Source organism: Blautia wexlerae DSM 19850, assembly GCF_025148125.1.
GTDB lineage: Bacteria > Bacillota > Clostridia > Lachnospirales > Lachnospiraceae > Blautia_A > Blautia_A wexlerae.
Map to the genome: position 1 here is coordinate 866,606 of NZ_CP102267.1, position 24,575 is coordinate 891,180.

At 38.1% G+C, this 24,575-nt stretch carries 18 protein-coding genes; 9 read left to right on the plus strand and 9 right to left on the minus strand.

What is annotated here, in order from left to right; translation table 11 throughout:
* Positions 1 to 474 precede the first annotated feature (474 nt).
* The 7 genes from NQ550_RS04060 to NQ550_RS04090 are packed head-to-tail and all read right to left on the minus strand — an operon-like array spanning position 475 to position 12,169.
* Positions 475 to 4,458, minus strand: coding sequence for a VaFE repeat-containing surface-anchored protein (locus tag NQ550_RS04060; RefSeq protein WP_025580272.1), 3,984 nt, complete (start codon positions 4,456 to 4,458; stop codon positions 475 to 477).
* A 54-nt stretch (positions 4,459 to 4,512) separates the two neighbouring features.
* Complete coding sequence (locus NQ550_RS04065) at positions 4,513 to 7,695, minus strand: TraG/VirB4 family ATPase (protein WP_025580270.1); 3,183 nt, start codon at positions 7,693 to 7,695, stop codon at positions 4,513 to 4,515.
* Positions 7,692 to 8,315 (minus strand): DUF5038 domain-containing protein, encoded by a 624-nt coding sequence (locus NQ550_RS04070; protein WP_025580269.1) that lies wholly within the window; start codon positions 8,313 to 8,315, stop codon positions 7,692 to 7,694. The genes NQ550_RS04065 and NQ550_RS04070 overlap by 4 nt, the downstream gene beginning before the upstream one ends.
* Before the next feature lie 11 nt (positions 8,316 to 8,326).
* Positions 8,327 to 10,150, minus strand: coding sequence for a lysozyme family protein (locus NQ550_RS04075; protein ID WP_025580267.1), 1,824 nt, complete (start codon positions 10,148 to 10,150; stop codon positions 8,327 to 8,329).
* Between the two features lie 2 nt (positions 10,151 to 10,152).
* Positions 10,153 to 11,076, minus strand: a complete 924-nt coding sequence (locus NQ550_RS04080; protein ID WP_025580265.1) for a hypothetical protein — start codon at positions 11,074 to 11,076, stop codon at positions 10,153 to 10,155.
* A 13-nt stretch (positions 11,077 to 11,089) separates the two neighbouring features.
* Positions 11,090 to 11,800: a conjugal transfer protein TrbL family protein gene (locus NQ550_RS04085; protein ID WP_004223652.1), complete on the minus strand. Its 711-nt coding sequence runs from the start codon at positions 11,798 to 11,800 to the stop codon at positions 11,090 to 11,092.
* A 24-nt stretch (positions 11,801 to 11,824) separates the two neighbouring features.
* Positions 11,825 to 12,169, minus strand: a complete 345-nt coding sequence (locus NQ550_RS04090; RefSeq protein ID WP_044996742.1) for a hypothetical protein — start codon at positions 12,167 to 12,169, stop codon at positions 11,825 to 11,827.
* Positions 12,170 to 12,730: 561 nt separating this feature from the next.
* Between NQ550_RS04090 and NQ550_RS04095 the strand changes: the two genes are divergently transcribed.
* The 3 genes from NQ550_RS04095 (at position 12,731) to NQ550_RS04105 (ending at position 16,073) form a co-directional block, all read left to right on the plus strand.
* Complete coding sequence (locus NQ550_RS04095; protein WP_025580261.1) at positions 12,731 to 13,717, plus strand: S8 family serine peptidase; 987 nt, start codon at positions 12,731 to 12,733, stop codon at positions 13,715 to 13,717.
* 96 nt (positions 13,718 to 13,813) lie between these two features.
* Positions 13,814 to 14,836, plus strand: coding sequence for a radical SAM protein (locus tag NQ550_RS04100; protein WP_242833646.1), 1,023 nt, complete (start codon positions 13,814 to 13,816; stop codon positions 14,834 to 14,836).
* A gap of 1 nt (position 14,837) precedes the next feature.
* Positions 14,838 to 16,073, plus strand: a complete 1,236-nt coding sequence (locus NQ550_RS04105) for a radical SAM/SPASM domain-containing protein (protein WP_025580259.1) — start codon at positions 14,838 to 14,840, stop codon at positions 16,071 to 16,073.
* A gap of 170 nt (positions 16,074 to 16,243) precedes the next feature.
* Here the strand turns inward: NQ550_RS04105 and NQ550_RS04110 are convergent, their stop codons facing one another.
* Entirely contained in the window at positions 16,244 to 17,458 is a 1,215-nt protein-coding gene (locus tag NQ550_RS04110; protein ID WP_025581337.1) for an IS110 family RNA-guided transposase, read from the minus strand.
* A gap of 285 nt (positions 17,459 to 17,743) precedes the next feature.
* Here NQ550_RS04110 and NQ550_RS04115 point away from each other — a divergent pair, with 285 nt between their 5' ends.
* On the plus strand, positions 17,744 to 17,887 hold the full coding sequence (locus NQ550_RS04115) for a hypothetical protein (RefSeq protein ID WP_173684410.1): 144 nt from the start codon (positions 17,744 to 17,746) through the stop codon (positions 17,885 to 17,887).
* 90 nt (positions 17,888 to 17,977) lie between these two features.
* Positions 17,978 to 20,344 (plus strand): ABC transporter permease, encoded by a 2,367-nt coding sequence (locus NQ550_RS04120; protein ID WP_161276371.1) that lies wholly within the window; start codon positions 17,978 to 17,980, stop codon positions 20,342 to 20,344.
* Between the two features lie 176 nt (positions 20,345 to 20,520).
* On the opposite strand, the gene NQ550_RS04125 is transcribed toward NQ550_RS04120, so the two are convergent.
* Entirely contained in the window at positions 20,521 to 20,775 is a 255-nt protein-coding gene (locus NQ550_RS04125) for a hypothetical protein (RefSeq protein WP_226824571.1), read from the minus strand.
* A 317-nt stretch (positions 20,776 to 21,092) separates the two neighbouring features.
* On the opposite strand from NQ550_RS04125, the gene NQ550_RS04130 reads away from it, so the two are divergent.
* From NQ550_RS04130 to NQ550_RS04145, 4 genes are all read left to right on the plus strand, one after another.
* Complete coding sequence (locus NQ550_RS04130) at positions 21,093 to 21,782, plus strand: response regulator transcription factor (protein ID WP_025580962.1); 690 nt, start codon at positions 21,093 to 21,095, stop codon at positions 21,780 to 21,782.
* 5 nt (positions 21,783 to 21,787) lie between these two features.
* Entirely contained in the window at positions 21,788 to 22,705 is a 918-nt protein-coding gene (locus NQ550_RS04135) for a sensor histidine kinase (protein WP_025580961.1), read from the plus strand.
* A gap of 139 nt (positions 22,706 to 22,844) precedes the next feature.
* Positions 22,845 to 23,768, plus strand: coding sequence for an ABC transporter ATP-binding protein (locus NQ550_RS04140; RefSeq protein WP_025580960.1), 924 nt, complete (start codon positions 22,845 to 22,847; stop codon positions 23,766 to 23,768).
* Positions 23,769 to 23,817: 49 nt separating this feature from the next.
* Entirely contained in the window at positions 23,818 to 24,570 is a 753-nt protein-coding gene (locus NQ550_RS04145; RefSeq protein ID WP_259839324.1) for an ABC transporter permease, read from the plus strand.
* Positions 24,571 to 24,575 lie beyond the last annotated feature (5 nt).

A 24,575-nucleotide genomic window follows, 5' to 3' on the forward strand; every position in this document is an offset into this window, starting at 1 on the left:
AATCGCCTCCTTTCTTATCCTGTACGCAGAAAGTGCCAAAAGTGCAACCTTTTACCAGTGATAATGAGATGCTTCCTGGTGCCGCAGTAAAGCAAAACAAGGACATGGCTTATCGGTCAATGCTTCTTTTGCAAAGTAGAGTCCATATAAAGACTGAAATTGTTCCAGTGTTATGGCGGATAGACATTCCGTTGGTTCCGGTATGCGGGAGAAGAGCATACGGGCATCTGCCATGGGCAGGACACATGGACTGCCGTTTTCATCTGGATGATATAAGAAGTGTGGGCCATTACAATAACCTGGGGTTTTACAGGAAACACAGCGAACATAAATACAGGAATGCCAATTTCCATCACAAATATCTAAAAAATGCCGGATGTGTTTGGCATCGGCATTACAACGAGATTGTTCCATATTCATCACCTTTATAGCAGGCAGCCGTAATAAGCTGCCTGTGAGCATATCTATTGATAGTTACTTATCTTTTTTCCGCTTACGGATATATAAGATACCAAATCCTGCAGCAAAGAGGAGTGCGGCACCTGCCAGTAAAAGATAAGGAAGAACGGTTGTTTCATCTCCGGTCTTGACTGGTTTGGAAGGTTCAGGTGTGTCTTTTGGAGCTTCCGTAAGTTTTATCGTTTGTCCTTTATCGTCCAGATCCTCATGGGAAGCAATTTCAAGTGCTGTTTCTCCTTCAAGGGAAAAAAGTTTTTCAAAAACGACTACATCATGTCCAGCCAATGTGCTTCCATCAAAAGTGAAGATGACTTCGACAGAACCATTGGAATCCTTTGGTGTAAATTCTGTTTCTGACGTGACAGGTTTTCCATCAATCAGAACTTCCTTTTGGGTTGTTTTGTCCATCAGTGTGCCGACCAGTTTGTATGGAGTATCCGGAATCAGATTTTGGTAGGATACGGTGTCAATGATGGTTACTTCTTTCGTAGCAACGGCTTCCTGATCCCCATCCGCTTTGTCCTTCGCAGTAGTTCCAATTCCTGGGAAGTAGATAGACTGTTCATGGTCTTCTATATCGGCGTGAACAGCAATCTCTTTTTCCTGATACGTTAAAGACTCAAAGACAACAATTGTTTTGCCGGACAGGATGCTGCCATCAAATGTAAAGGTAAGTTCAATACTGCCAGAGGCATCTTCAGGAGTAAAGGTCGTAGTGGCAGTAATCGGTTTACCATCTGCCTGAAGAGGCTCTTTTGTCTCTTTGTCCATCAAGGTACCGGTAAGTGCATACTCTTTTCCTGGAATTAGGTTACTATATTTAACCGTGTCAACGATGGTAATCTCTTTATCGGTTTTGGTAAAATGATCTCCGTCTGCTTTATCTTTTGCAGTAGTAGCGATTTCTGGGAAGTAGATGGTCTGCCCATTATCTTCAAGATCTGCGTGTGTTGCAAATTCTTTGCCGTCATAAGTAGCAGATTCAAAAACAACTACGGTTTTTCCGGCAAGGGAGGTCCCATCAAAAGAAAAAATCACATCTACCGTTCCAGAGGATTCTTTAGGAGTAAATGTGGTTTCGGCAGTAACCTCTTTCTTATCTATTTCGACAGGTTTTCCGGTTTCTTTATCCATAAGGGTTCCAGTCATAACATATTCTTCGCCGGGCAGAAGATTTTTGTAAGCTACCGTATCTACAAGGGTAACTTCTTTATCTGCTTGGGAAAGATTCATATCTGTTTCCTTATCTTTTGCAGTGGTCCCGATTTCTGGGAAATAGATAGTCTGATCCTGATCTGTAATGTCCGCATGAACAGCCAGTTTTAAATCCTCCTGGTACAGTTCCTCAAATACTACGATTGTTTTGCCCTTCAGAGAAGAGGCATTGAACGTAAAGGTCACTTTTGCAGAACCAGAAGATTTTTTTGGTTTGAAGGTGGTTTCTGCTGTGACAGGTTTTCCATCTATTTCAATTGGCTTTCCGGATTCCTGATCCATCAGTGTACCGATGAGCTTATAAGACTGTCCCTTCTTTAAGCCTTCGTATTCTACGGTATCAACCAGAGTGATTTTTTCTTCTGGTTTGGCAAAGTGGGAGTTGCTGTCTTTGTCAAGGGCAGTAGTTCCAATGGTAATCTGATCATCCGTTAAAGTTCCCATATCCACGACTACGTGATTTTTGTATACAGAGACCTCAATTTTTAAGAGGTTCATACCTTCATTGGAATCGCAGCGTTGTTCTTCCAAAATATAGGTATCATAAATCAGGGCTCCTTTGGCATCATCAGGTTTAGAAGCGCCAAACCAGATTCCGTCTTCAGAAGTTTCCCCACGATTGGTATTTGTAGTGTGCTTATTCCATTCTGAGGAAGTACTGGCATAGCCATTTTTGTCTGTTACAATGGTATGACTTTCTCCTGTAGTTTTGGAGGTAATGGAAAATGGGACATTTGCCAGCCGGTTTAAATCTCCGTCAGAGACCTTTACGAATTCTAAATCGCCACGGATTACCTGATTGGAAATCGCTGTTTCTTTTGCAGTTAAATCCAAAATTTTCCCATTTTCTGTGATATGAAACTCCTGAGAGAGTTTGCCCTCGTTCAAATAACCTTCCGGTGCTTTTGTCTCATCAACCCGGTAATGACCATAAGGGAGCGTATCTTTTTTGGTGGAAGCAAGCCCCTTTTCATCTGTCTTCAAAGTGAGAACTACTTGATCTTTTTCGTAAAGGGTTCCATCCACAAGAACAGGATTTGGACCAAGATTGGTGATTGTAAATTCTGCATCCTTTAAAGAAGCATTTCCCTGTGGTTTGGCTTCTCCTGTTTCCAGATCCCGTTTTTGGATTTTGACACCGCCACGGATAATCTGGTTAGAAACAGAAGTCTCTTCTGTTGTTAAATCTACGATTTCTCCATTTTGGGTGATGTCAAATTCAAGAGCCTTTGCACCATCGGTTAGGTATCCGGAAGGCGCTTTGGTTTCTTCTATCCGGTAATGTCCAAGGGGCAGGGCATCAGCGGCACTTGCAGCAATACCATGTGTATCCGATTTGATTGTAAGCACTGCCTGACCATTTTCATAGAGCTTTCCACCTACCCATACTGGCTGTTTGTTCAGAGTGGTAATGGTAAATTCGGCATCTGCAAGAGATGCGGTTCCTTGTGCTTGTGTTCCCTGAGTTTCCAGATCCCGCTTCTGAATTTTGACGCCGCCTCGGAAGACCTGTTCTTCGACAGAAGAAGCGTTATAAATAGAGATAGTTTCTTCCGTACCGGTACTGGTGATTTGCTGCACGAAAACAGATTCGTTTGGAAGATAGCCGGCAGGGGCTTTGGTTTCCTGTACGGTTACTGTACCCAGTGGGAAGCAGACGGTCTTTCCATCACTGGCATAGAAAAATTCATCCCCGGATACCAAATAATCTTTTGTAAAATGGATTTCTCCAGAGGCATCTGTTTTCAATATCCAGGTGCGAACCGGTTTCTTACCATTTGCTCCGGGATCGGTAGCTGACTGCTCTGTATAGAATTTTATTGTAAATTCGGCATTGGCGAGAGAGCCGGTTCCCTGTGCAGAATTTTGCTGTGTGTCAGCATCCAGCTTTTTAAGGAGCAGTTTTACGGGATTATTTTGAGGAATATCCTTTACTTTTACGGTAGATGTTCCTTCTGCTTTTACCGTAACATTATGGGCGGAAGTATCTATAGCAAATCCTTCTGGGGCACTGATTTCTTTGACGGTGTAACTTCCTTCAGCCAGTTCTTTGGATTTTGCATATCCTTTTTTATCGGTAACAAGAGTTTCTACCAGTTCTTCCCCTTTGTAGATTCCGTATTTGGCTCCTTCTAAAGAGTAATTGCCATTTTTATCGGAAATATCGGTATTGGCAGAGGATTTCTGCAGTTCGATAAAGCCGTTTGGAACCTGATACCAGCTTCCTGCAAAAGTTTGGGAAGCATTGCCAGGAACGATAAAAGCACGGAAGGATTCTGGTGGGGCAGGAAGCCCTTCAATGGCGTTGGCAACTTCCAATGCTTTGTCAATATAATTTTGAGGTGCGCCATGGAAGGCACCGGTGTCCCCGTTATTTCCAGCGTGGATATAGGAAACGACCAGATGACCAATGACATAAGAGTTGTCATCGGACCATCCTTGGAAATATTGATCTTTTATGAGCTTTTCGTAGCCGTATCCACCATTGACATAGTAGAGTGCTTTTCTAAGCGGGGAATCCTTTCCTAAAAGATTATAAGGATATTGTCCGGAAGCAGGTGTTTTCTTTAATGGTTCAACGCAATAAGCTGTATTATTACCATCAAAACTCATGCGGGAAGTATAATAGTCCCCGTATGGAATTTTGGCTCCTGCCTTATAATCAATGGTTCCATCTGCAGCATAAGCGGTATGGGCATTGAAAAAGAGTGTGCTAAGAAACATCGTGACACAAAGAAAAAGGGCGGTTAGCCGGATATGAGGTTGTTTTGCTGGTTTTAACATAAATCTCCTCCTTTGTTAAAAAGAAAAGCAGCCATATTCGGGCTGCAGGTAACATTAACCGACTTTTTTATCCTGGCGTTTCAAGATTTCCAGGAGTTCCTGTCGGTCTGTGGTAATTAATTCTTTTTCCAGGTTGGAAGCTTTAAATTCCACAGTGATATTATTGTTGTTTGTTGAAATCAGTCCGTTTCCACGTTGGAAATGGGTGATATTCATAACTTCGGTTTCGGAAAGACGAAGAATGGTTTTTACACGTTGTGCCTCTTCATCTTCCATGTTAAGAATAATTTTGGTTTTACAGTTATTGATAATGCCTTTTCCATATTTTCCGTCATCAAGAGCAAAAAAGTCGTTGAGGTCCTGGGTTGCAAAAATACCGGCACCAGAGTATGCCCGGATGATCTTGGCGATCTCCAAAACGAATTCAGCGGCCAGACGGTTACTGGAGGCACCGATGAGCTGCCATACTTCATCTACGAAAATGGCTTTTTCTTCGGTACGATTTTCTTTGGCTTTATCCCATACATAGTCCAGAGCAACAAACATCCCTACCGTTAAGAGATCACTGGAACCAGTCAGCTCTGAAATGTCCAAAACGGTATATTTATTGGTCAGATCTACATTGGTCTGCTGGTTAAAAGAGGAAGCAGAGCCATGGACAAGACGGTTCAGGATGTGAGCCAGTCGTTTGGTATCTTCAGTTTCCATCAAAACATCATATACATCTCCAAGAATTGGCATCGCTTTATAATGATCCGGGTGTTTGGGATCAATGAGGGATTCATTCTTATGGGTGATTCCCTTTCTTGCATAGGTTTTAATCAGTGCTTCGTCCAAAAGCTGTTTTTCCTCATGGCTCATATCTGGAATGAGCAGAGAAAAGAAAACGTGCAGACGTTGAATCTTACTGGCTAAGGCAGATGCGTCTAAAGTTGGACCGTCCAGCAGCTCATTGACAGAGTTATCTACTTTTCGGATTTCCATGACATTGATGCAGTTTTGGCTGGCAGGAGAAATCTGGATAAAGGTTCCTCCTACATTTCTGGCAGCCCGATAAAACTCATGACCTTTTAACGGTGCGATGATAAATACCTGGATTCCTTTACGCCGCATACGAAGTGCCATAGTCTGCATGGTAAAGGTTTTTCCGGATCCAGAAGTGCCAAGAATCGCAATATTGGAGTTTTTATATTGTTTGGAGTCAAAAATATCAGCAATCACTAAAGAGTTGTTATGCTTATTTACTCCAAATAGGATGCCGTTGTCATCGCAAATGCTGTAGCTGACGAAAGGATAGCAACTGGCAGCTCCGGTGGTTAAGACATTTCGTTTTGAGAGTTCATAGAGCTTCTTATCCAGGTTTACAAGAGGAAGGGAAGATAAAAATCCCTGTTCTTGCAGGAAGTAACAAGACCGCAGATCCATATCCTGTGAGATGAGAAGTTTTTTCATCTCCTGAATCCGCCATTGCAGTTCTTCCAGATCACCTGCCGTAATCGTAATCAAAAGATTCATGTAATAGAAATCTTCATTATTAGCAAGTCCCTGTTTGAGGAAATAGCCGGAACGGATGGCAGAATCCAGATCATCAAAATCCGCATTGGTATCAGAGGCATCTTTGATCTTTGAACGGTTGATCCGGATTTGCTGTCCAAGACGTTGCTGGATCTTATCTTTGGGCTGTTTATGCAGAAAAAAGTCAATGTCAATTCCTTCGCCAGCATTGATAAGCAGGGACAGCCAGCCTGGCATTACTTTTGCTTTGTAACCATCGCACGGCACCAGCAGGTAAGAATGGTAGATGCCATTTACCAGCACATAGTTACTGTGCTTAAAGTCCAAAGACTCTGGTGCAATGAATTCATTGATATGGATGTTATCCACTTCCTGCTCACGACCAGATTCCATATAGCGGGTCAGTACCTGGTTAATCCGTTTTGGCAAAGGGGTTTCGGTACATTTGGTACGGTTCAGTAAAGTGTAGAGTACATCGGTTGTAAACTCATCTTCATTGTCATGAACCAGCACATCGTTGCCGCATTGATATAGAAAGGTTTTTGCGGTCTGTGCAGCAGTTTCCAAAGCTGCCAGGATTTCCTTTTCCTCCACCTTCCGATTCACATTGAAAGGTTCGTATTCAAAGATTAGGAAAAAACGTCTGGAAACCGCTTCTCTGGAACTTAACTGCCGGACAAATTGGATATAGTCTTTTTGTAACTGCCGGCAGTTAGGATCTGATTCCCGTTCCATTTCCAAACGGGACTGTTCCAGATGTTTGTTGATATCCGCTTTTTTGGAGATCATCTTAATCTGCAGTTTCACAGGGCTGATTTTTAGGTAGGAGATGAAGCTGAAAATGATCCCCTGTTGTTCCCTAGCACTGCGTAAGAGGAAATTGATCGGTTCAATCTCCAGGATTTTTACATAACGATGGTCTGTCGTGTAGATAACACCATTGGCAATCTTATCAATAGGAAGATAATCTTCCAAGGTGATTTCTTTTCGTTTTTTCTTTTTGCTTTTCCCGGAAGCAGCAGATGACTGGTTGGAAGCTTTATTCGCAGTTCTTTCTTTTTTTCGTTCCTCCAAAAGTTGCTGCTTTATCTGTTGTTTTTCAAGTTTTGCCTGCCTTTTCGCACTTTTACGTGCAGCGTTTTGTTCTTTTTTTAATTGTCGGGACTCAAATTTAAGAATCCGGATGTCTTCACGAGCCTGTTTGCGTATTCCACGTTTTGTAGAAGTATCAAACTGCCGACGTTCTTTTTTTTTAATAGCAGAGGATTCTTTTGTCTCCTCTTCGGAAGACATCTGTGAGCAGTTCTCTTCAGAAGAAGATTCTGCAGGTTGTTTTGGATGCCGTTTGCGTTTCTTGGTTTTTGGTTCTTTGTTGCGGGGCTTTTTTATCCGGTACTTTTTTTTCGGCTCCGGATGTACATCCATACGGTAAATAACCCGGCGGTTTTTCAGAAAACGCAGAGCGTTCATTAAAAACGCAGTAATGCTTTCCCCACCGATTCCAATTAGAGAAATCATAGCTGCAGGCAGAGCAGTCATACAGAGAATAATAATCCTGACAGTGAGTGTCAGAGGCAGATTGATAACAGGAATGGTGATCAGGATTGCCAGGATACCGCCTTCGATGGCATTACGGATTTTAAACATTCCGCCTATAAAGGTCCCTTTTTCTATAAAATTGCGAGGGATGAAGACAGGATGTTGTTCTTCAGTATTGTTCATGGCTGCACCTCCTTTGGTTCTTCCATGGAAGGAGTTTCCGGAACTTCTGTGACAGGGGCAGCTTTTTCCGAATTCACTGAGGTATCATCATAACCGCCTTCTTGCAACTGTTCAATTTCCTCTGTTGTGATGGAAGGAAGTTTGTCATCTGTCGGACGTTCATAGATGATTTCTTTTCCAGAATCAGGGGTACGTTCCTCACCGAAAAAGAATCTTCCAGTAGAGGAAGTGTAGTACACAGGAAGAACGGACTTATCCGGAAGCTGGAACGAAAAATTAATATCAGAAGCATTGGGATAGGTAGTATCATCAGCAAGGAAACGGATGGAAGTTAGAGACATCTGTTTTACGTTTTTAAGATAGGAGGTCAGTTCTTCCTGAAAAAGTTTCACCTGTTCCTTGGAGAAAAAGTCTTCCAAAGCTTCAAAATCCTGAAAGCTTATGGATTCGTTATTTTCTGCTTGTTCTGTCTCGGTATTTTCATTATTATCGTGTTGAGTATTTTCTGTCTCGGATTTTTTGTTTCCTTTTTGGGATTTCCAGATGGAGGGAAAGACAAATCCGATGATAATTAAAAAGGCCATCATAAAGATAGCCAGAATTGCTTTTTTTCTGTTCATAAGTGTCTCCTTTATTTTTTAGCGAAGATCCAATAGGCATTTGCGGTTGCATGCACTTCCGTCATCATATCGAATTCACGGTTGATGTAGTTTTTGGAGGAACTGTCATTGGGATCATTGACTAATACTTTACCTCCAGCCGTTACACCACGAAGGACAATAAAATGTCCGCCACTGGTAAAAAGCCCAGCTCTTTGGGAACTGATGACCGGATGACCTTCAGATAAAGCCTGAAGTACCTGGTTGGGATCACTGGTCTGTGTGACAGCCCCACACCCAAAATGATCGGACGCTGCCTGGAAATAAGACCAGTAAGTGCCGACTCCTGGTTTGTAATAGGAATTTCCGCACCAGGATATTGCATCAATAGGTGTAATGGTAGTGCCTGTAAGATAACTGGCAATCATAGCAAAGCTTGTCGGACCGCATCCGCTGCTGGCGATGGAACCCCCGCCGTATGGAATGTTTCCATAGTCTGTCTGGAGATAGTGTGGAATCTGCATACCGTTTGCGGGATAGCTGCCACCACTGGCAGTAATTTGGTAATACCGAAGGACATGATCCACATATTCTTTATCACCATACAGGTCATAAGGCCAGCTTGGTCTTGCACACATCATATCAGAGTAGGCAATCGCATTTTCCTTGGTATAACCACCGTCACGCTCCATTGCCCAGTCAATGTATGCAGAACCGTAGTTGTAACCCTGAAGAGCCAGTTTAATCCGGTCTAAGTCCGTAGGTCCGGTACAGCCGGCTTTGTCGAGGGCATATTTTAATTCCTGTACTCCACATTCAATGGAGTATTCAGGATCTGTAATCCCATTTGGCACATGGGGATAGCGGGTATTAAATCCACCTTCCGCTGCTTGCATAACATCCAGCCCTCGTCCGCCAGATTCCTGCATCATGACTGCCAGAATTAAATCCACATAATCACTCATACCATATTTCGCAGCAGCTCTTTCTACAGCAGGGCGGTAGGACAATACCTCATCGCTAAGATTGATAGCAGCTACTATGCCGGAAGAAGCAGTACCAAAGAAAGCAGTCAGGTTTTCGGCATAGTTTTTGGCAAGTTCTTTCTGCTTGTCTGTAAGATGGAATACATGGTCTGCAAAATAGGAATCTCCAGCATAAACAACGGTATAGGTGTGTTTCGTAAAAGTAACCGTCTGTGTTTGTGCCTGCCCCTGTTCTGTGCCGGCTTCTCCTTCTGCATCGCCATCAACGGTAACTTCCATGGTAACTGTCTCGGTTGCTACATCATAAGAAAAAAGTCCTTCTTTGTTTTCACGGATGAGTTTCTTTAATTGGTTTAGGTTGATGTTTTTATAGTCATCCTGGCTGGCACAAAATTGTGAAATCAGCAGATTGGCATTGACGGAGATGCTGTATGTATAGGGGTCATTGATGGATGCAGTATCACCTTGTGGAAGACGGGAAATTGCTGCATGGATCTCTGCCAGAATGTCTTCATGGCTTTCTTCTAACACTTCAACGATGGCTTCACGGGAAGCACGGATGTTTTCACTGATCATAGAGTTGCTGTTCAGTACATCGCTTTGTTCGGTCAGACTTCCAAAGATCAGACCAGGGAGCATCACAATAAATAAAACCGGAAGCAGCAGTATGGCGAGAATAACAAGGAGAATTTTAGCGAACTGATTCCGGTTGGCTATGACTGCTCCAATCGCTGCTGAAAAAGGCCCGCCAAGGGCTGCACCATATCCTGCTTTGGAGAAAGTGGCTGCTGTTTTTAAGGACTTTAGGTGAGAAATGGTACTGGAGCCTACATCCATTGCTTCGTCAAGTCCAGAGCGTTCTGTATCCATCACTAAATCCGATCCTTTCTTGGAGGAGTAGGAGGAAGCTTTTGGACAATGGATTCGTTGTAGGCTATCTTTCCATCGCCAGCATCATAAGGAATTTTGGATACCGTATTTTCAGCATACTGTTTGTACCAGGTAGCTCCGTCTACAGATTGAACAGTTTCATAGGTTCCATGGGTAGGAGCCGTATATTGATCGGCATGGTACATAGCAAATTCCCGGCTGTCTCCATTGGAACCGGACTCAACTCCTGTTATCCTGCCGCCGCCAATTTCAACATTGGTATAGGAATGATCTGTTTTATCTTCATTTTGAATTCCCATGTAGGATTGAAATGCAGAAACAGCCCCATCACCTTTGATCGAGCCAACTTGACCATAGTTTCCCTGAGCAATATTGCTGATAACGTTATTGGCAAAATCTCCGCCCTTTTCAAGGGAAGACTGATAGAGTGCATTTCCGATACTTGGTCCTTCGGTATATCCGGTGGCTGCATTTACCGCAGAACGCTCTGTCTGCCTTCCAACGGCTCCGGCTAATCCTCCGGAAAGGAAAGAACTTTGTACTGCAGCACTTCCGGGAGAGGAAGAATGGGAACTACTATGGCTTCCACCTCCATGCCCTCGAAAGGAACTTGCAAGACCTCTTCCGGCGATTAAAAGTTCAGCCATCATATTTCCACCAGTATTTCCAACATTGACTCCCAGACTTGCCATAAAGCTGTCAATCTTTTGAGAAACCTTCAAAAAAGCAATGGCACACAGAAACCAGATAAAGACATTACCGGTGACCGTTTCTTTTCCCTGTGCATCTACAGCTTGCTGCACCTCTGCTTCTGTAAGTTCAGCGGCAAAGACCGGCATGGAAGTTACAAGAATCAGACAAGAAATCAATAGCAGGCTGCAGAGCAGTGTTTTCTTATGTTTCATAATCTCCTCCTTCCTAGAGTGATAAAGGGTTTGCAAGGAATGTTCCGACCATGGAAGTAAACAGCCGCAAACACCAGGCGTTCATTAAAAGCAAAAAGAACTGTCCGCCGAGCATACGGCACCAGCTCTTAAAAACATTTCCGGTAGCCTGGGAAGCACCCGTGGAAAACGCAACAGGTGCGGTGTAGACCAGAACTCCAAGTAGTATGTAACGTTCCGCAGCTTCAAAAAGCAGCTTGATGTAATTCCAGGCAAGGATCAGTACCAGTATGAGGGCAACAATGGCAACAGCACCATTGGCACATACCCCCAGGATTACTGTGATCACAGAATTGAATTTGGCAAATTCCAGTGGTGGAAGATCTTCAGTCAGAATCCAGCTATACGGGGTTCCTGCAATATTCAATAGAAGATCCACGATGTCCTTGGCATAGAATGTCAGGAAAAGGAACATAAATGTCCGCAGTGATAATTTGATTGGATCTTCAGCATCAATCCCTGTCCCCATAAAATAATTCTTAAAAAGCTGCCAAACCCAGTTTAAAAGGATGAGTCCGATAGCCAGTGCCAGAAAAATCTGGTACATTGTTTCCGCTGCTGGAAAATAACGGAGAAAAGTATCCATGGAACATCCCAGTGCACCCAGAACAGAAGTAGTAATCAAATCCAGAATGTTCATGACCTGTTCGGCAATCCATTCTACAATTCCGTCAAGTATTCCCATGACAGAGCCACCTCCTTATCTGCATTATCCATTCCACTGCCCGCCGGCAAAGAACGGTGTAATGTAAGCCATGATAAATCCCAGACCATTGAGAATCGCCCATGTAATGATGATTCGTTTGAGCCATGCCCTGGATTCATCCACGGTTTTTCCAGATTTGGAAAAATTCATCAAGAGCAAAGCAACCGATGCAGTTACAACAGCCGCAATGGTGGAAATCAGAATAATCTGGTTATATACGTCTTTCATGATTTCTGAAGCTTTGTCCCAGATGGTAGCAGCCATAACGGGTTGTACATTACAGGCAATCAGAGTGAAAGCGAGGAAGGCAGTATAGAGATATTTTCCATAGTTCCGATGATGTTTCATGCCCGGTGGGGCTTCTTTGTGTACATGGTTTTTCAAGTAAATGAACCTCCTTCATAAAAAGAGGGCAAAGTGAGATCTTTCACTTTGCCCTGGCTTATAGTTTTCCTGCCTCATAAAAGCTTCAATCCGGTCAATACGGAGGAACGCTTATTCTATATTTAGTTGTGATACTCCTTTCCATGCACTAAAAAACGCAGCTTGTACCAGAGAAGAGGCATTCCCTGGAAAGCTACGTTTTCGCTACATATAATTTTGACAGTATCATTCTAACATGGGTAGATTTCCCTGTAAATCGCAGAAGTGTGCCAAGTTGGGACATAAAAAGGAATAGTATGCGCCAACGAGGAAAGAAAAAAGACAATGTAGACAAAAAATATTACTAAAAAAAAGAATAAGGGTATATTGAAAATGTCTTAGATAGTTGAACATAAAAAATAAGCATATAGATTGATACTGGGATATAGCTTCGGGGATTAGGATTTATGTTTATGTGAATATGAATTTTAAAAAAGAGAATGAACGTATGGAATAAGATCTAAAATGAAAGGGGGAATGAGTATAATGAGGATTGGTGTGATTGATTCAGATGCCATATTTCAACACCCGTTTTTTTATGGCAAAAAGATAGAAATAAAAAGAATGAATCCAGGATATTGCATTAAAAATAAAAATTTCCCATTTTCTCATGCGGAATATGTATGTGCATGTATTTTGTTGGAAAATCCTACGTCTGAGATATTACTTTATAATATAATAGGTGGCAATGCTGGGAATGAGGGAGAACTACTTTACAGAAGTTTGGAAGCATTAATTGAAAAAAATGTAGATATTATTAATATTAGTTTAGGAGTAGAGATTCCATTCTCAAAAGAGCTGTATGATTTATGTAAAAAAAGTCCAGTGCCAATAGTGGCAGCACATGCAAATAATAACCAAACTGCATATCCTGCATCGTATGATAATGTTATTGGTATTAGGCGTGAGTTTGACGGAAATGTTATTCTCAAAAGGAGTGGAAATCAGAATTTATTATTGAATAATAAGACTTATGTTTCGTTTAAACAGTTAGATCAAGAACATTTGATGCAAGGCAATAGTTGGTATACAGCGAAACTTACGGGAATAATAAGTTGTTTTAGAGAAAACAAAAATCTGGGGATTGAAGATATAGTTGATTTAATAATGTCTTCTAGTCTGAACCAGATAAGTAGCGTTAAACAGAATAATTCTGAAAATGCAATTTTGGTAACTAATAGGAGTGATAACCAGAGGCAAAAAGAATTTATCAAACAATGTTTTTCTAAAGTTCATATTATAGACATAAATAATTTAGAAGCACAAAAAATAGTTGGTTATTACGATAAGTTGTTTATAGATATTGATAAATATAGCGATTTTATGTCAGCTAAAAAGGATTTGCTAAATTTTGTATATGATATCCGTGATGCTTATAAGCACTGTTATATTCGATATCCTTTTTTGGGGTATTATGATAGATACAGGTTTTTGACTGAGAAAGGAATTTTAATAGAACAGCTATATTTTTAGTAGATGATAGGAGAGTAAAGGTATTCATTAACATTAGAAATTACTAAAAGATGTAATTTGAATTGTTCATATTGCTACGTGGAAAATAAAGAAAAAGTGAATATGAAATGGAAAACAGCACAATTGGCAATAGATATAGCTATGCGTGAGGCCATCAAGCAGAAAGATAAAACTTTAAGTGTGTATTTTATTGGTGGAGAACCTTTGCTTGCTTTCGGGCTTTTGAAAGAGATTATTTTTTATATAGAAAAGAAAAACGAACAAATTGGATTAAATATTTTTTATAGTACCACTACAAATGGAACTGTATTTACAACAGAGATTATAGAATTTATGATTGAAAAAAGAGTACGATTCAAAATTAGCATAGATGGTTTAGAGGATGTTCATAATGAAAACAGGAAATTTGTGAATGGTGTTGGAAGTTATAGTGAAGTTAAAGAAAAACTTGTATACAAAGAAGAATTTGAGAAAATGACAGGAATTGCTGTACATGCAGCACAACTTATTAATACTAATACGTATACTAAATTTTCAGCTTCATTTAGGCATTTACATGAATTGGGATTTCGATATATAGAAACGGAGATAAATGCCTATCAGAAATGGAATAAGGAAGATAAAATTTGTTTGTTTCAGCAAATTGATGAGGCATTTGAGTATTACATTTCTTCTAGAAATAGAGGACAACTATGGGTATGGAAATTTTATAATGATATGTTAGAAGGCTTTGTAGCAGATTATTTGCCTTTTTTCCCTTGTAAAGCAGGATTGGTTTCGTTATTTGTAACAGTGAAAGGAGAGTTATATCCTTGTATAGAAACTGGGAAAAAATATATGATAGGAAGTGTAGACAAGGGGTTAGATGCAGAGTATATAAGAAAAATTATTAAAATAGAGAAAACGCAAAATACGAGATGTTTACAGTGTAAAGAGTATAAAGAAAATAAATGTAGAATTTGCAGTTGTTTATTTGGAAATTACGAAAATACAGGAAATTGTTATATACCTTCTGAAATTAACTGTGAACTTACTCGACATGTAAACAATATATTTCGAGAAAAATATAGTGAAGAACAAGTAGCAATGCTTCGAAAGCATTATAGGAGAGAGTTGTAGTATGGGATATAAATATAGGGTGGTGGAAATTGGAGAATATGTTCTAATTATCCAAAGAGAAAAAAATATTTGTTTTAAAATGAAGAAAAAAGAATTTGAAGAAGAGGGTGACATAAAGATTCGGGAAATTATAGATGGAATTTCAAAAATGCGAAAGAAATATGATGTGACATTTCCTGAGAATAAAAAACAGATGAATACAATTTATCTATTTGTTACGGATTATTGCAATCTGAACTGTGAATTTTGTGCTATGCGTTCTAATAATAAGGATATCAAAAAAGAGAAATTGTCTCAACTTGAAGTAAAAGAACATGTAATTGATAAAATTAGGAAGGCTAACCCTAGAAAGTTAATAGTCAGTGGTGGGGAACCGTTTGTCCTAGAGGACATACTAGATATTCTTAAAGAGTTGAAGGAAAATATTAATACAAAAATAATTGTTCAGACAAATGCGACTCTATTAACAGAAAAGACTATTAAAAGCCTTAATGGAATTATTAATTCCATAGAAATTAGTACAGCCCATTATAAAAATACTGAGCAATTAAAAGAAAAGATTGCTTTATTGAATAAATACAAAATAGATGTAGTGTTAACATTTACATATCAGAATGAAAAGGAAAAGATGTTGCTTCGAGAAATCATAGATATGGCTGCATATTACGATGCTGATTTTTTGTTGCATTTTGTAGATTATGCAGGGAGTGCAGCAGATAGAGGTTATCCATTATTAAATTATCAAGAAAGGTTAAAGGTATACTGCTATTTTGCTAAATATATCATAGAAAAGGGCTATACGAATAAACGTTTTGCCGGAAATCTTTTTCATGCGGTAGAATTGAGCCATCCATGTTCAGCATTTGGAAAAATGGCTGCTTTTTTCCCTGATGGAAATATATATTTGTGTCATTCTCTGGTTAAAGAAAAATATCGAATAGGCAGTATAGAACAAGAGACGGATATAGAGCAATCGATCGAAAAAATATTGTCTAATGACAATGTGGAAAAGTTATTTTATATGCCTAATGAAAAATGTAAGACTTGCAAATTTAATTGTGTTTGTGGAGGAATGTGTCCAGCACTTATAGAAGAAGGAGTAGATTCTGACTGCACATTAAGAAAAATTATGTTTATATATAGCATGTTTATATTTGATAAAAATGAAAATATAGCAATAAATTTGGAAAGATTTATAAAATTTTGTGAAGAGGAAGAGTATCAGCAATTTTTGTGATATGTATATAATTAGTGAAAACTATTTATATAAATTTTTAATGAAAGCCTGCTAATAAAAAGTCAAGTGTTTTTTTGAAGAAAATTTCAAAAATCCGATTTGATATTTTGTGCATAACTTTTAAGCCGCCAGAAATGCCGGCTTTGAAAGTGGTGATATAGAAAAGGGTGTTATTCTGTCTGTTCTAAGTTCCGCAGACATTCTTTGACTTTACCATAGTAAATGCGTAAGAACTTATTCGCTCCGGCTGTCATGTAGACATAGTAAGGCTTTCCCTGAGACCGTTTTTTGTCAAGAAAACGGTACACCGGATCGGCTTCAGGAGCATTTTGCAACAAGGTTGTCATGATCTGAAACAATGTTTTGCGCAGCCTTGCGGATCCGACCTTTGAAGCCCTGTTGCTCTTTGACTTGTGCTGGCCGGATTCATCAACACCGGGGTCTACGCCCGCAAAGGCGGTCAGTGCTTCCCTGTGGGTAAACCGGGATACATCGCCGATCTCAGCGATGAGCTGGGGACCATAGGTTTTCCCAACGCCATAGATGCCCATTACGGTGCTGTATTCTGGAAGTGTGGATGCCAGTTCGTTCATTTCCCTGCGGAGTCGTTCTACATGTTCGGAGGCAAGATTTAACTGCTGGATGCTTTGCTGGATCAACAGCTTATAAGTCTTCTCCTTTGGAAAGACGGCAACCAACTCCTTCGAGGCATTAAACAGTTTTTCTGGCTTGTCCTGCTGAAAGATATAGTGGTGCTTCTTACAGAAAGACATGTAGCGTTCTGTAAATGCCTTTAACCCAATCTTGCGGACACAATCCGCATGCCAGAAAGAATAAGCATAGTCAACCCATTTTTCACTCCCGTCCTCACGGGTGGGGCTGTCAAAGAGTTTGTTTACACCAGGATAAGTATTATCCAACAGTGCAATCAGATTTGCTTTTGCGGCAACCTTTTGTTTCATAAAGAAGCTGAATTGAGAGTTTAAAGTTTTTAACTGAGTACGTGTATTGTCCATACCTGAATATTGGCGCAGTTCCGTCCAGTTGTCAAGCGTATAGCGGGCAATTTTGCGGGCATCCGCCGGATCCGATTTCACCTTGCGCAGGGAGTTGTTGCCAAAGTTTTTAATCAGGTGAGGATTTACAATGGAAATAAACAATCCAGCCTCGGATAGAGCCTTTATCATAGGCTCATGATATCTACCCGTACACTCCATAACGATCTTTGTGGTGCCGTCTAATGAACTCAAATAATCTGCCAGTTCATTGAGGTTTTGGGATGTGTGGGAGACATCAAAGGGCTTGCGGATCACAGTGCCGCCAGGCTGCAGGACTGCAACGGTGCTTTTACCCTTTGAAACATCAATACCTACTGCGTTGTACATTCTACGTACCTCCAAAAGTGAATTTGCATGGATTCCAGCATTTCTCATTGCCTATTCAATCTCCTGGGGTATCAAACGAACGTGAAGTAGTAGTTCAACCTGCATAAATCGAACGGCTGCAATGACAGGCTGGCTGACAGGCTTTCGTACGGACGCCAATGGTCCTAGGAGGTGTCGTCAGACCGATGCCTAATCATTATACAGCTTAAACAATGAGAGGATTAAGTCCCAACTGGCTGTTGGGTACTGAAACCCTACACTTATATATTAGGAGGAGGAGTCAAAATGCTGGAACATAAAGAGAATAAGGAATTAACAGAGGCAGAAGTTAATGCGTATGATCTCGTCATTATTTGCTACGGTAAACTGAGAAAAGATTGCTTAACTGATTGCTTAGACGGTACTTATTGGTTATCACCAGAGCAGTAAGATGTGCTAGGAAAAACCCATTTTCAAAATCAGAATTTGGTTTTGAAAATGGGATTTTTCGTAAATTTATATAGAATTGAGGTAGGAAAAATGAAAGGCAATAATGAAAAAAAGGTAATAGGGCATTTAGCAAGACAGGATTTGAATAGTGTGAGGTTAAAGAAGTTTTGTGGCATTTTAACGATAATATTGTCAACAGCATTAATTATAGTGGTAACACTTTATTTTGTACAAACACAACGTTTTTCAATTCAAGATGCTGAAGGTCGGTATCAAGCGACATTTATGGATGTTAATTCTAAGGTTGTCAATAAAATGAAAGCCATGAAGAATGTTGAAATGGGAGAAACTAGAACACTGGGGACATTAAACCAGGGGACTTATAAAATTACTATAAGAACAATGACAGAGTCGTTACTAAAGTTAGGAAGATATCCCGAATTAAAGGGGAAATTACCTGAAATGGAAAAAGAAGTTGTAGTAACTGATTCATATTTAGAAGAGGTTCAATCAAAGGCCAAAATAGGTGATTCTATAGAGATAGATTTAGGAGATGGAAAAGAAAGCTATGTTATTGCAGGAATTTTACCTATGCAGAGTACTGCAGATACACATTCGATATATGTATCTGATAAATTGATTGAAAGAAAAATGCCAGGGGCTTTATATAGCATATATTTTAAAATTAACGATACTCAAGGCTGGAACGAAGCCGGAATAAAGAGTGAAATTGATAAAATAGCACAACAATTAGATGTACCAAAGGATAGCATTGTTTATTCATCTTATTATTTTTCTCTTATTAGTCAGAAAAGTATTCAATATATAAGTGTTATTTTGGGCGTGAGTTTAGTCATTGCAATTATATCAAGTATAGTTATTTATAGTATATTTTTTGTTTCTGTTTTGGAGAGAATTGGAAAATATGGACAGATGAGAACATTGGGTATGACTAAAAAGCAAATCAGAAAAATAATAAAAATAGAAGGGAATGTTTTAACTCTAAAAGGTTGTTTTTGGGGATGTGTTTTTGGGGGTATTATAGCTTACTTTATTCAACCAAAAGGATGGTATTTAGTGAATACTATTTTAATATCAGGTATGGCGAGTGCGTTTGTTTATTTTGTTGTAATGTTATCTCTTTATAAACCAGCAAAAATAGCATCTGCAGCCTCTCCAATAGAAGCATTACGATATTTTGCAGATACAGAGGTAAATATAAATAGGAAACATTCATATAAAAAAATTACATTGTGGAGATTAGCATTGTTAAGTGTGCAGCGTAATAAGAAAAAAACGTTTTTAACAATACTTTCTTTAGGAATTTGTGGAATAGTTCTTATGGCTAGCTCTTCCTACTTAAATTCTATTGATCCATATAATATGGCAAAAAAATCAATGCCAAATGGTGAAATAAAAATTGAACTTGGAACATACGGACCACAGTCTTATACGAGTAAACAATATTTTGATTTACAAAAAAATAATATTTTAAATCAAGAGTTGCTAAAAAAATTAGAGGATATGCAAGCTGTCGAATCAATTAAACAGTATAAAGGAACAGTTTGTGACATAACATTACCGAATGGCGATACAGATATTTTTGTTGTGGACGGAATACAATCGGGGGATATTACTAATTTAAAGAAATTTTTAGTAGATGGTGAAATAGATTTTAAGAAAATGCAACAGAAAAATGGAATTGTAGTTTCGGAAGCAAGTGAGTGGGAAACTTTATGGGATTGGGAAGTTAAAATTGGTGATACAATTAATATTTTAGATAGCGAGGGTGTACCAGTAAAATATGAGGTTGTAGGAATTGTAGAAAATGGTGCTGATTATGGCGGCTACAATATGGTGTATATGCCTTTATCTAATATGGAAGAATTAAGAAAAGATGTATTAAATTTAACTTATCAATTGAGTATAAAAACAACAAGTGATACAAATGTTTCAAAAACAGAAGATATGATTAGAAAGATGTTTCAAAATGAAATGCCTATCCAATTTACTACCATAGATGATGTTGCTGCTTCATATAAACAAAGGATAGATGCATATAGAAAGCCAGTTTATGGTTTAGTTATATTTGTAGGAATTTTTGGTATTGTTAATTTGCTAAATATGCTGTTTTCAAATATGGCAACACGTAAACGAGAATATGGAATGCTACAATGTGTAGGTCTAACTGATAAACAATTATCATCTATAGTAGTAAAAGAGGGAATCTTATATTCCGTTGGTTCGATTTCAATTTCTTTGATTTTTGGAACTATTTTTGGGATTATACTGTGTAATGTATTTAGTTCCTTTAGTGTTTTTGGAAAAGTGATATATCACTTCCCATTTAAAGAAATGACGGTATATTTTTCAATACTTATTATTGTTCAAATGATATTTGCCTATATAATTATTAATTTTTACAAGAGAGAGAGTCTGATAGATAGAATAAAATAGAGTATATCTACTAATAAAAGAATTTTATAAATTAATATATGGGCATTGTATTTGTTCTTTTGCTTCATAAACTGCAATATATTTTTGGTTTGAAAATTGAGTATGAGGGTGAGAAAAGATAACAGAAAAGGTAGGAAAGCGTTCAGTTGATTTCCTACCTTTCACATTATGGACTGTTAAATACTCTGTTTAATAATACGAGTGATAATCCCCACTGCAACATTCCGTTCTTCATCAATATGTGTCACAACAAAGGACACCTTATCTTTCTTCCCAACGGTGCGGCTGTCGTAGCAACTGTGAGCAATGGCGTTGACGCCCAATTCTAACCGGACAAAAACAGTTCCTTTGTGGATGTCTTCCACCGTTCCGGCATATTTTCCCTGTACCCGACAACTTTTCAGATTTTCTTTGCTGGTGTTGCCTTCCACGATTTTTACATCTGCATGGATGGAGAGCGTTTCTGGGGAATCTCCCGGGATAGTTAAGATTCGGACCAGAATATGTTCCCCTACCTGGAATCGTTGTCAGATTATTCTAGTATGGGTGAATTTTTTTTAATTGTAGAGGTTTGTCAAGTTGAGATGAAGAAATAAAAATTTGATATATAAAGAGTTAGCCAAAATGGTTCGATATATGAATTACAAGAATATTGTAAGATACAAACGGTTAATATAGTGATAAAATAATTACCAATATAATTGTTGCAATCAATTTGAAGAGATATACATATTACTGGAGGCTTGAGATGAGAAAAGATATTATAATTATTGATGATGATAGGGATTTATGTACACTCTTGCAAGAGAGTCTTTTGCAAGAAAATATTTGTGCAGATATTTCATGCAACGGTTTTGATGGGATAAAATCAGTAAAAGATAAGGAATATCAATTAGTTGTATTGGATGTGATGATGCCAGGAATCAGTGGTTTTGAAGTTTTAGAAAGAATACGAGACATGAGTAATGTACCAATACTAATGCTTACAGCGAAAGATGACAGCACCTCAAAAGTAAAAGGGTTGCGGGCGGGAGCTGATGATTATTTGACAAAACCTTTTGAAATGGAAGAGTTTTTTGCAAGAGTATTATCTCTAATAAGACGTTACACACGTTTAAATAATATGGCTAGTAAAGCAATTTTGAAATATGGCGATTTAAGAATTGACTTAGAAAGTGGCATAGTAGAATTGTCTGGTGAAGAGCTTAAATTATCTGCAAAAGAATATGATGTACTTATATATCTTGCAAAAAATCAAGGAAAAATTCTCACGAAGAAACAAATATACGAAAATGTTTGGAACGAAGAGTATGTATATGATGATGATAACATAATGGCAGTTATTAGCAGATTGAGAAAGAAAATAGAGCGAACAGCAGAAAATTCGTATATTCAGACTGTAAGAGGTCTTGGATATAGATTCAATAAGGAGTTATGAGATAAATGAAATTATTTTATGTGGTGCTAGTCATACTTTTATTTTATAATTTGGGATTGACACTTTATGTGTTTAAAATTAATAGAAGACTAAAAGAGTTCAATCAAATACTTTTAGAAATAGAGAAAGGTCAAAGCAAACAAAAGTTTCTATTGAAAAAAAATAATAGGATAGATCAAGTTGGATTTAGAGTAAATTCTATATTGTATAAATATGAAAAAAGGATCGAAGAGAGTAACATAGAGTTGGAAGCAAATAAGCAACTCATGACAAGTTTATCACATGATGTCAGAACACCCATGACAACCTTAATAGGGTATTTGGACGCTCTAGATTTAAAACTGGTAAGTTCAGATAAAGAGGAACAATATCTAAGACTAGCGAAAGAAAAGGCGTATGACTTAAAAAAATATATCGAAGTGTTATTCGAGTGGTTTAGGATTAATTCAGATGAGGAACAGTTGGAAATAAAAGCAGTTGACATTACTGAAGAAACCAGAAGGATTTTTTTGGATTGGATCCCTATAATAGAAGAACATCGAATAGGATATAATATAGAAATTCCTGAGAAAGCTATAATTGTTGAGATTGATGAGGATTGTTATATGAGGGCTATAAATAATATTGTGCAGAATATTTTTACTCATAGCAAAGCAGCAAACATATCAATAACAGCATCAGAGGGGAATGGTAAATTTAGACTCGAGATAGGTGATGATGGGATAGGGATAGCAAAGGAAGATTTGAATTATATTTTTGAAAGATTATACCAGTGTAATAAAGGAAGATCCGGAAAAGGGAATGGACTGGGATTAAATATTTCAAAATTATTGCTAGAGAAAATGGGTGGGACAATTAGTGCATTTAGTGAACCGGGTAAAGGAACAGTATTTTGTATTGAATTTTCAGTTATACAAAGGTAACAAAAAAGATGATACGTTCGAGTATCATCTTTTTCGTATTAAATAAATTACAAGGTTCTTGTCAGGTTTCTGTCAGGTTCCTGTCAGAAAAATATATTATACTGTAAAACATAGAAGATTCTGAAAGGAGAAAAACCAAATGTCACAATACATTATACAAACACGTGATTTAACTAAAACATATGGAGAACAGAAAAGTGTTTCCAATCTAAATATGCATGTAAGAAAAGGAAAGATATATGGACTCTTAGGGAGAAATGGAGCTGGAAAAACCACAACTATGAAAATGCTGCTAAACCTCATAGAACCGACATCAGGTTCCATACGTATTTTTAATAGAGATATAAGGCTTGAAGAGAAAAAAATATTACCTCGAATAGGATCACTGATTGAAAGTCCTGGATTTTACCCTAATTTGACAGGTACGGAAAATCTTAGAATTTTTGCGAAATTGAGAGGAATCCCAAGAACTGATGCTATCGAACAGGCATTAAAACTTGTTAATTTACCCTACAAAGATAAAAAGTTATATTCGCAGTATTCATTAGGAATGAAACAGCGATTAGCTATAGCATTAGCGGTAATGCATGATCCAGAAATATTAATTTTGGATGAACCAATTAATGGCTTAGATCCGATAGGAATCGCAGAAATAAGAACATTTATAGAAGATTTATCTAAAAATAGAGGGAAAACTATATTGATCTCTAGCCATATACTTTCAGAAATTGCTGTTTTAGCAGACGATATTGGTATTATTGATAAAGGCGTACTCATTGAAGAGGGAAGTATGAAGGAATTAGAAGAAAAAAATGGAAAATATGTACACTTCAAGGTTTCTGATAATGCCCAAGCAGCAAGAATACTGTCAGTGTATTATAAAGAATCAAATTTTAAGGTATCAGGAAACCAAGATATAAATGTGTATAATCTCAGTATATCAATACCAGATATAGTTCGTTCCTTTGTTCAAGAAGGAGTAGACGTGATGGACGCTCATTTGTGTGAAGATACTTTAGAGGACTATTTTAAAAAAGTGACAGGAGGGGAAGGAATTGCTTGATTTAGTCAGATGTGAGTTTACAAAATTGAAAAGAAGGAAAATCGCGCTCATGCTGATTGTATTATCATGTTTTTTCCCCTTAATTGTGGTTATAACAACTAAGAACGGGATGTCTGGTGATCTGAGCACACATTATTTGAAAATGAGGTTTGATTTATCCTTTACTATGACACAGGGCTATGGTCTTGTATTCCTTGCACCTTGTTTAATAGGAATGCTTGCGACAATCTTGTTCTTTATGGAACGAGATAATGATACATTTAAAAATATTAGAACAGTGCCCGTGACAATTACCAAAATGATCCTTGCAAAGATCTGTGTACTTTTTATATATGGTACTCTTTTTAGCCTGGCGAGTGTATCATTTACAATATTCTTTTCATGGATATTGAAGGTTGGTATTATATATGATTTAGCATACAAGCTAGGATTTAGTATTATATTTGGGCTTGTGATAACGATAGCGTCACTTCCTATTGTGGTTATAATAGTATATTTTAATAAATCCTATTTAGTGTCTACATTGTTGGCATTTTTTTATTCGATTCTAAATTGGGGAATTATCGGTTTATTTGAAACAATGGCAGTGAAAGGTACCGCAAAATTTCTAAATCTATTTCCAGTTATATGTGCGATGGACTGGACAAGCGGTAAACTGGTAGATCATGTAATAAAAGATAATTTGTCAAAAGAAGCATATATTATGTTTCCGTCAGATATTTATGCATTTTTGGTATTAGGAGTAACATTGTTCTTATCTTTAATGCTTATGATTAGATTTTATAAAAAATGGACGAGGTAATTTAA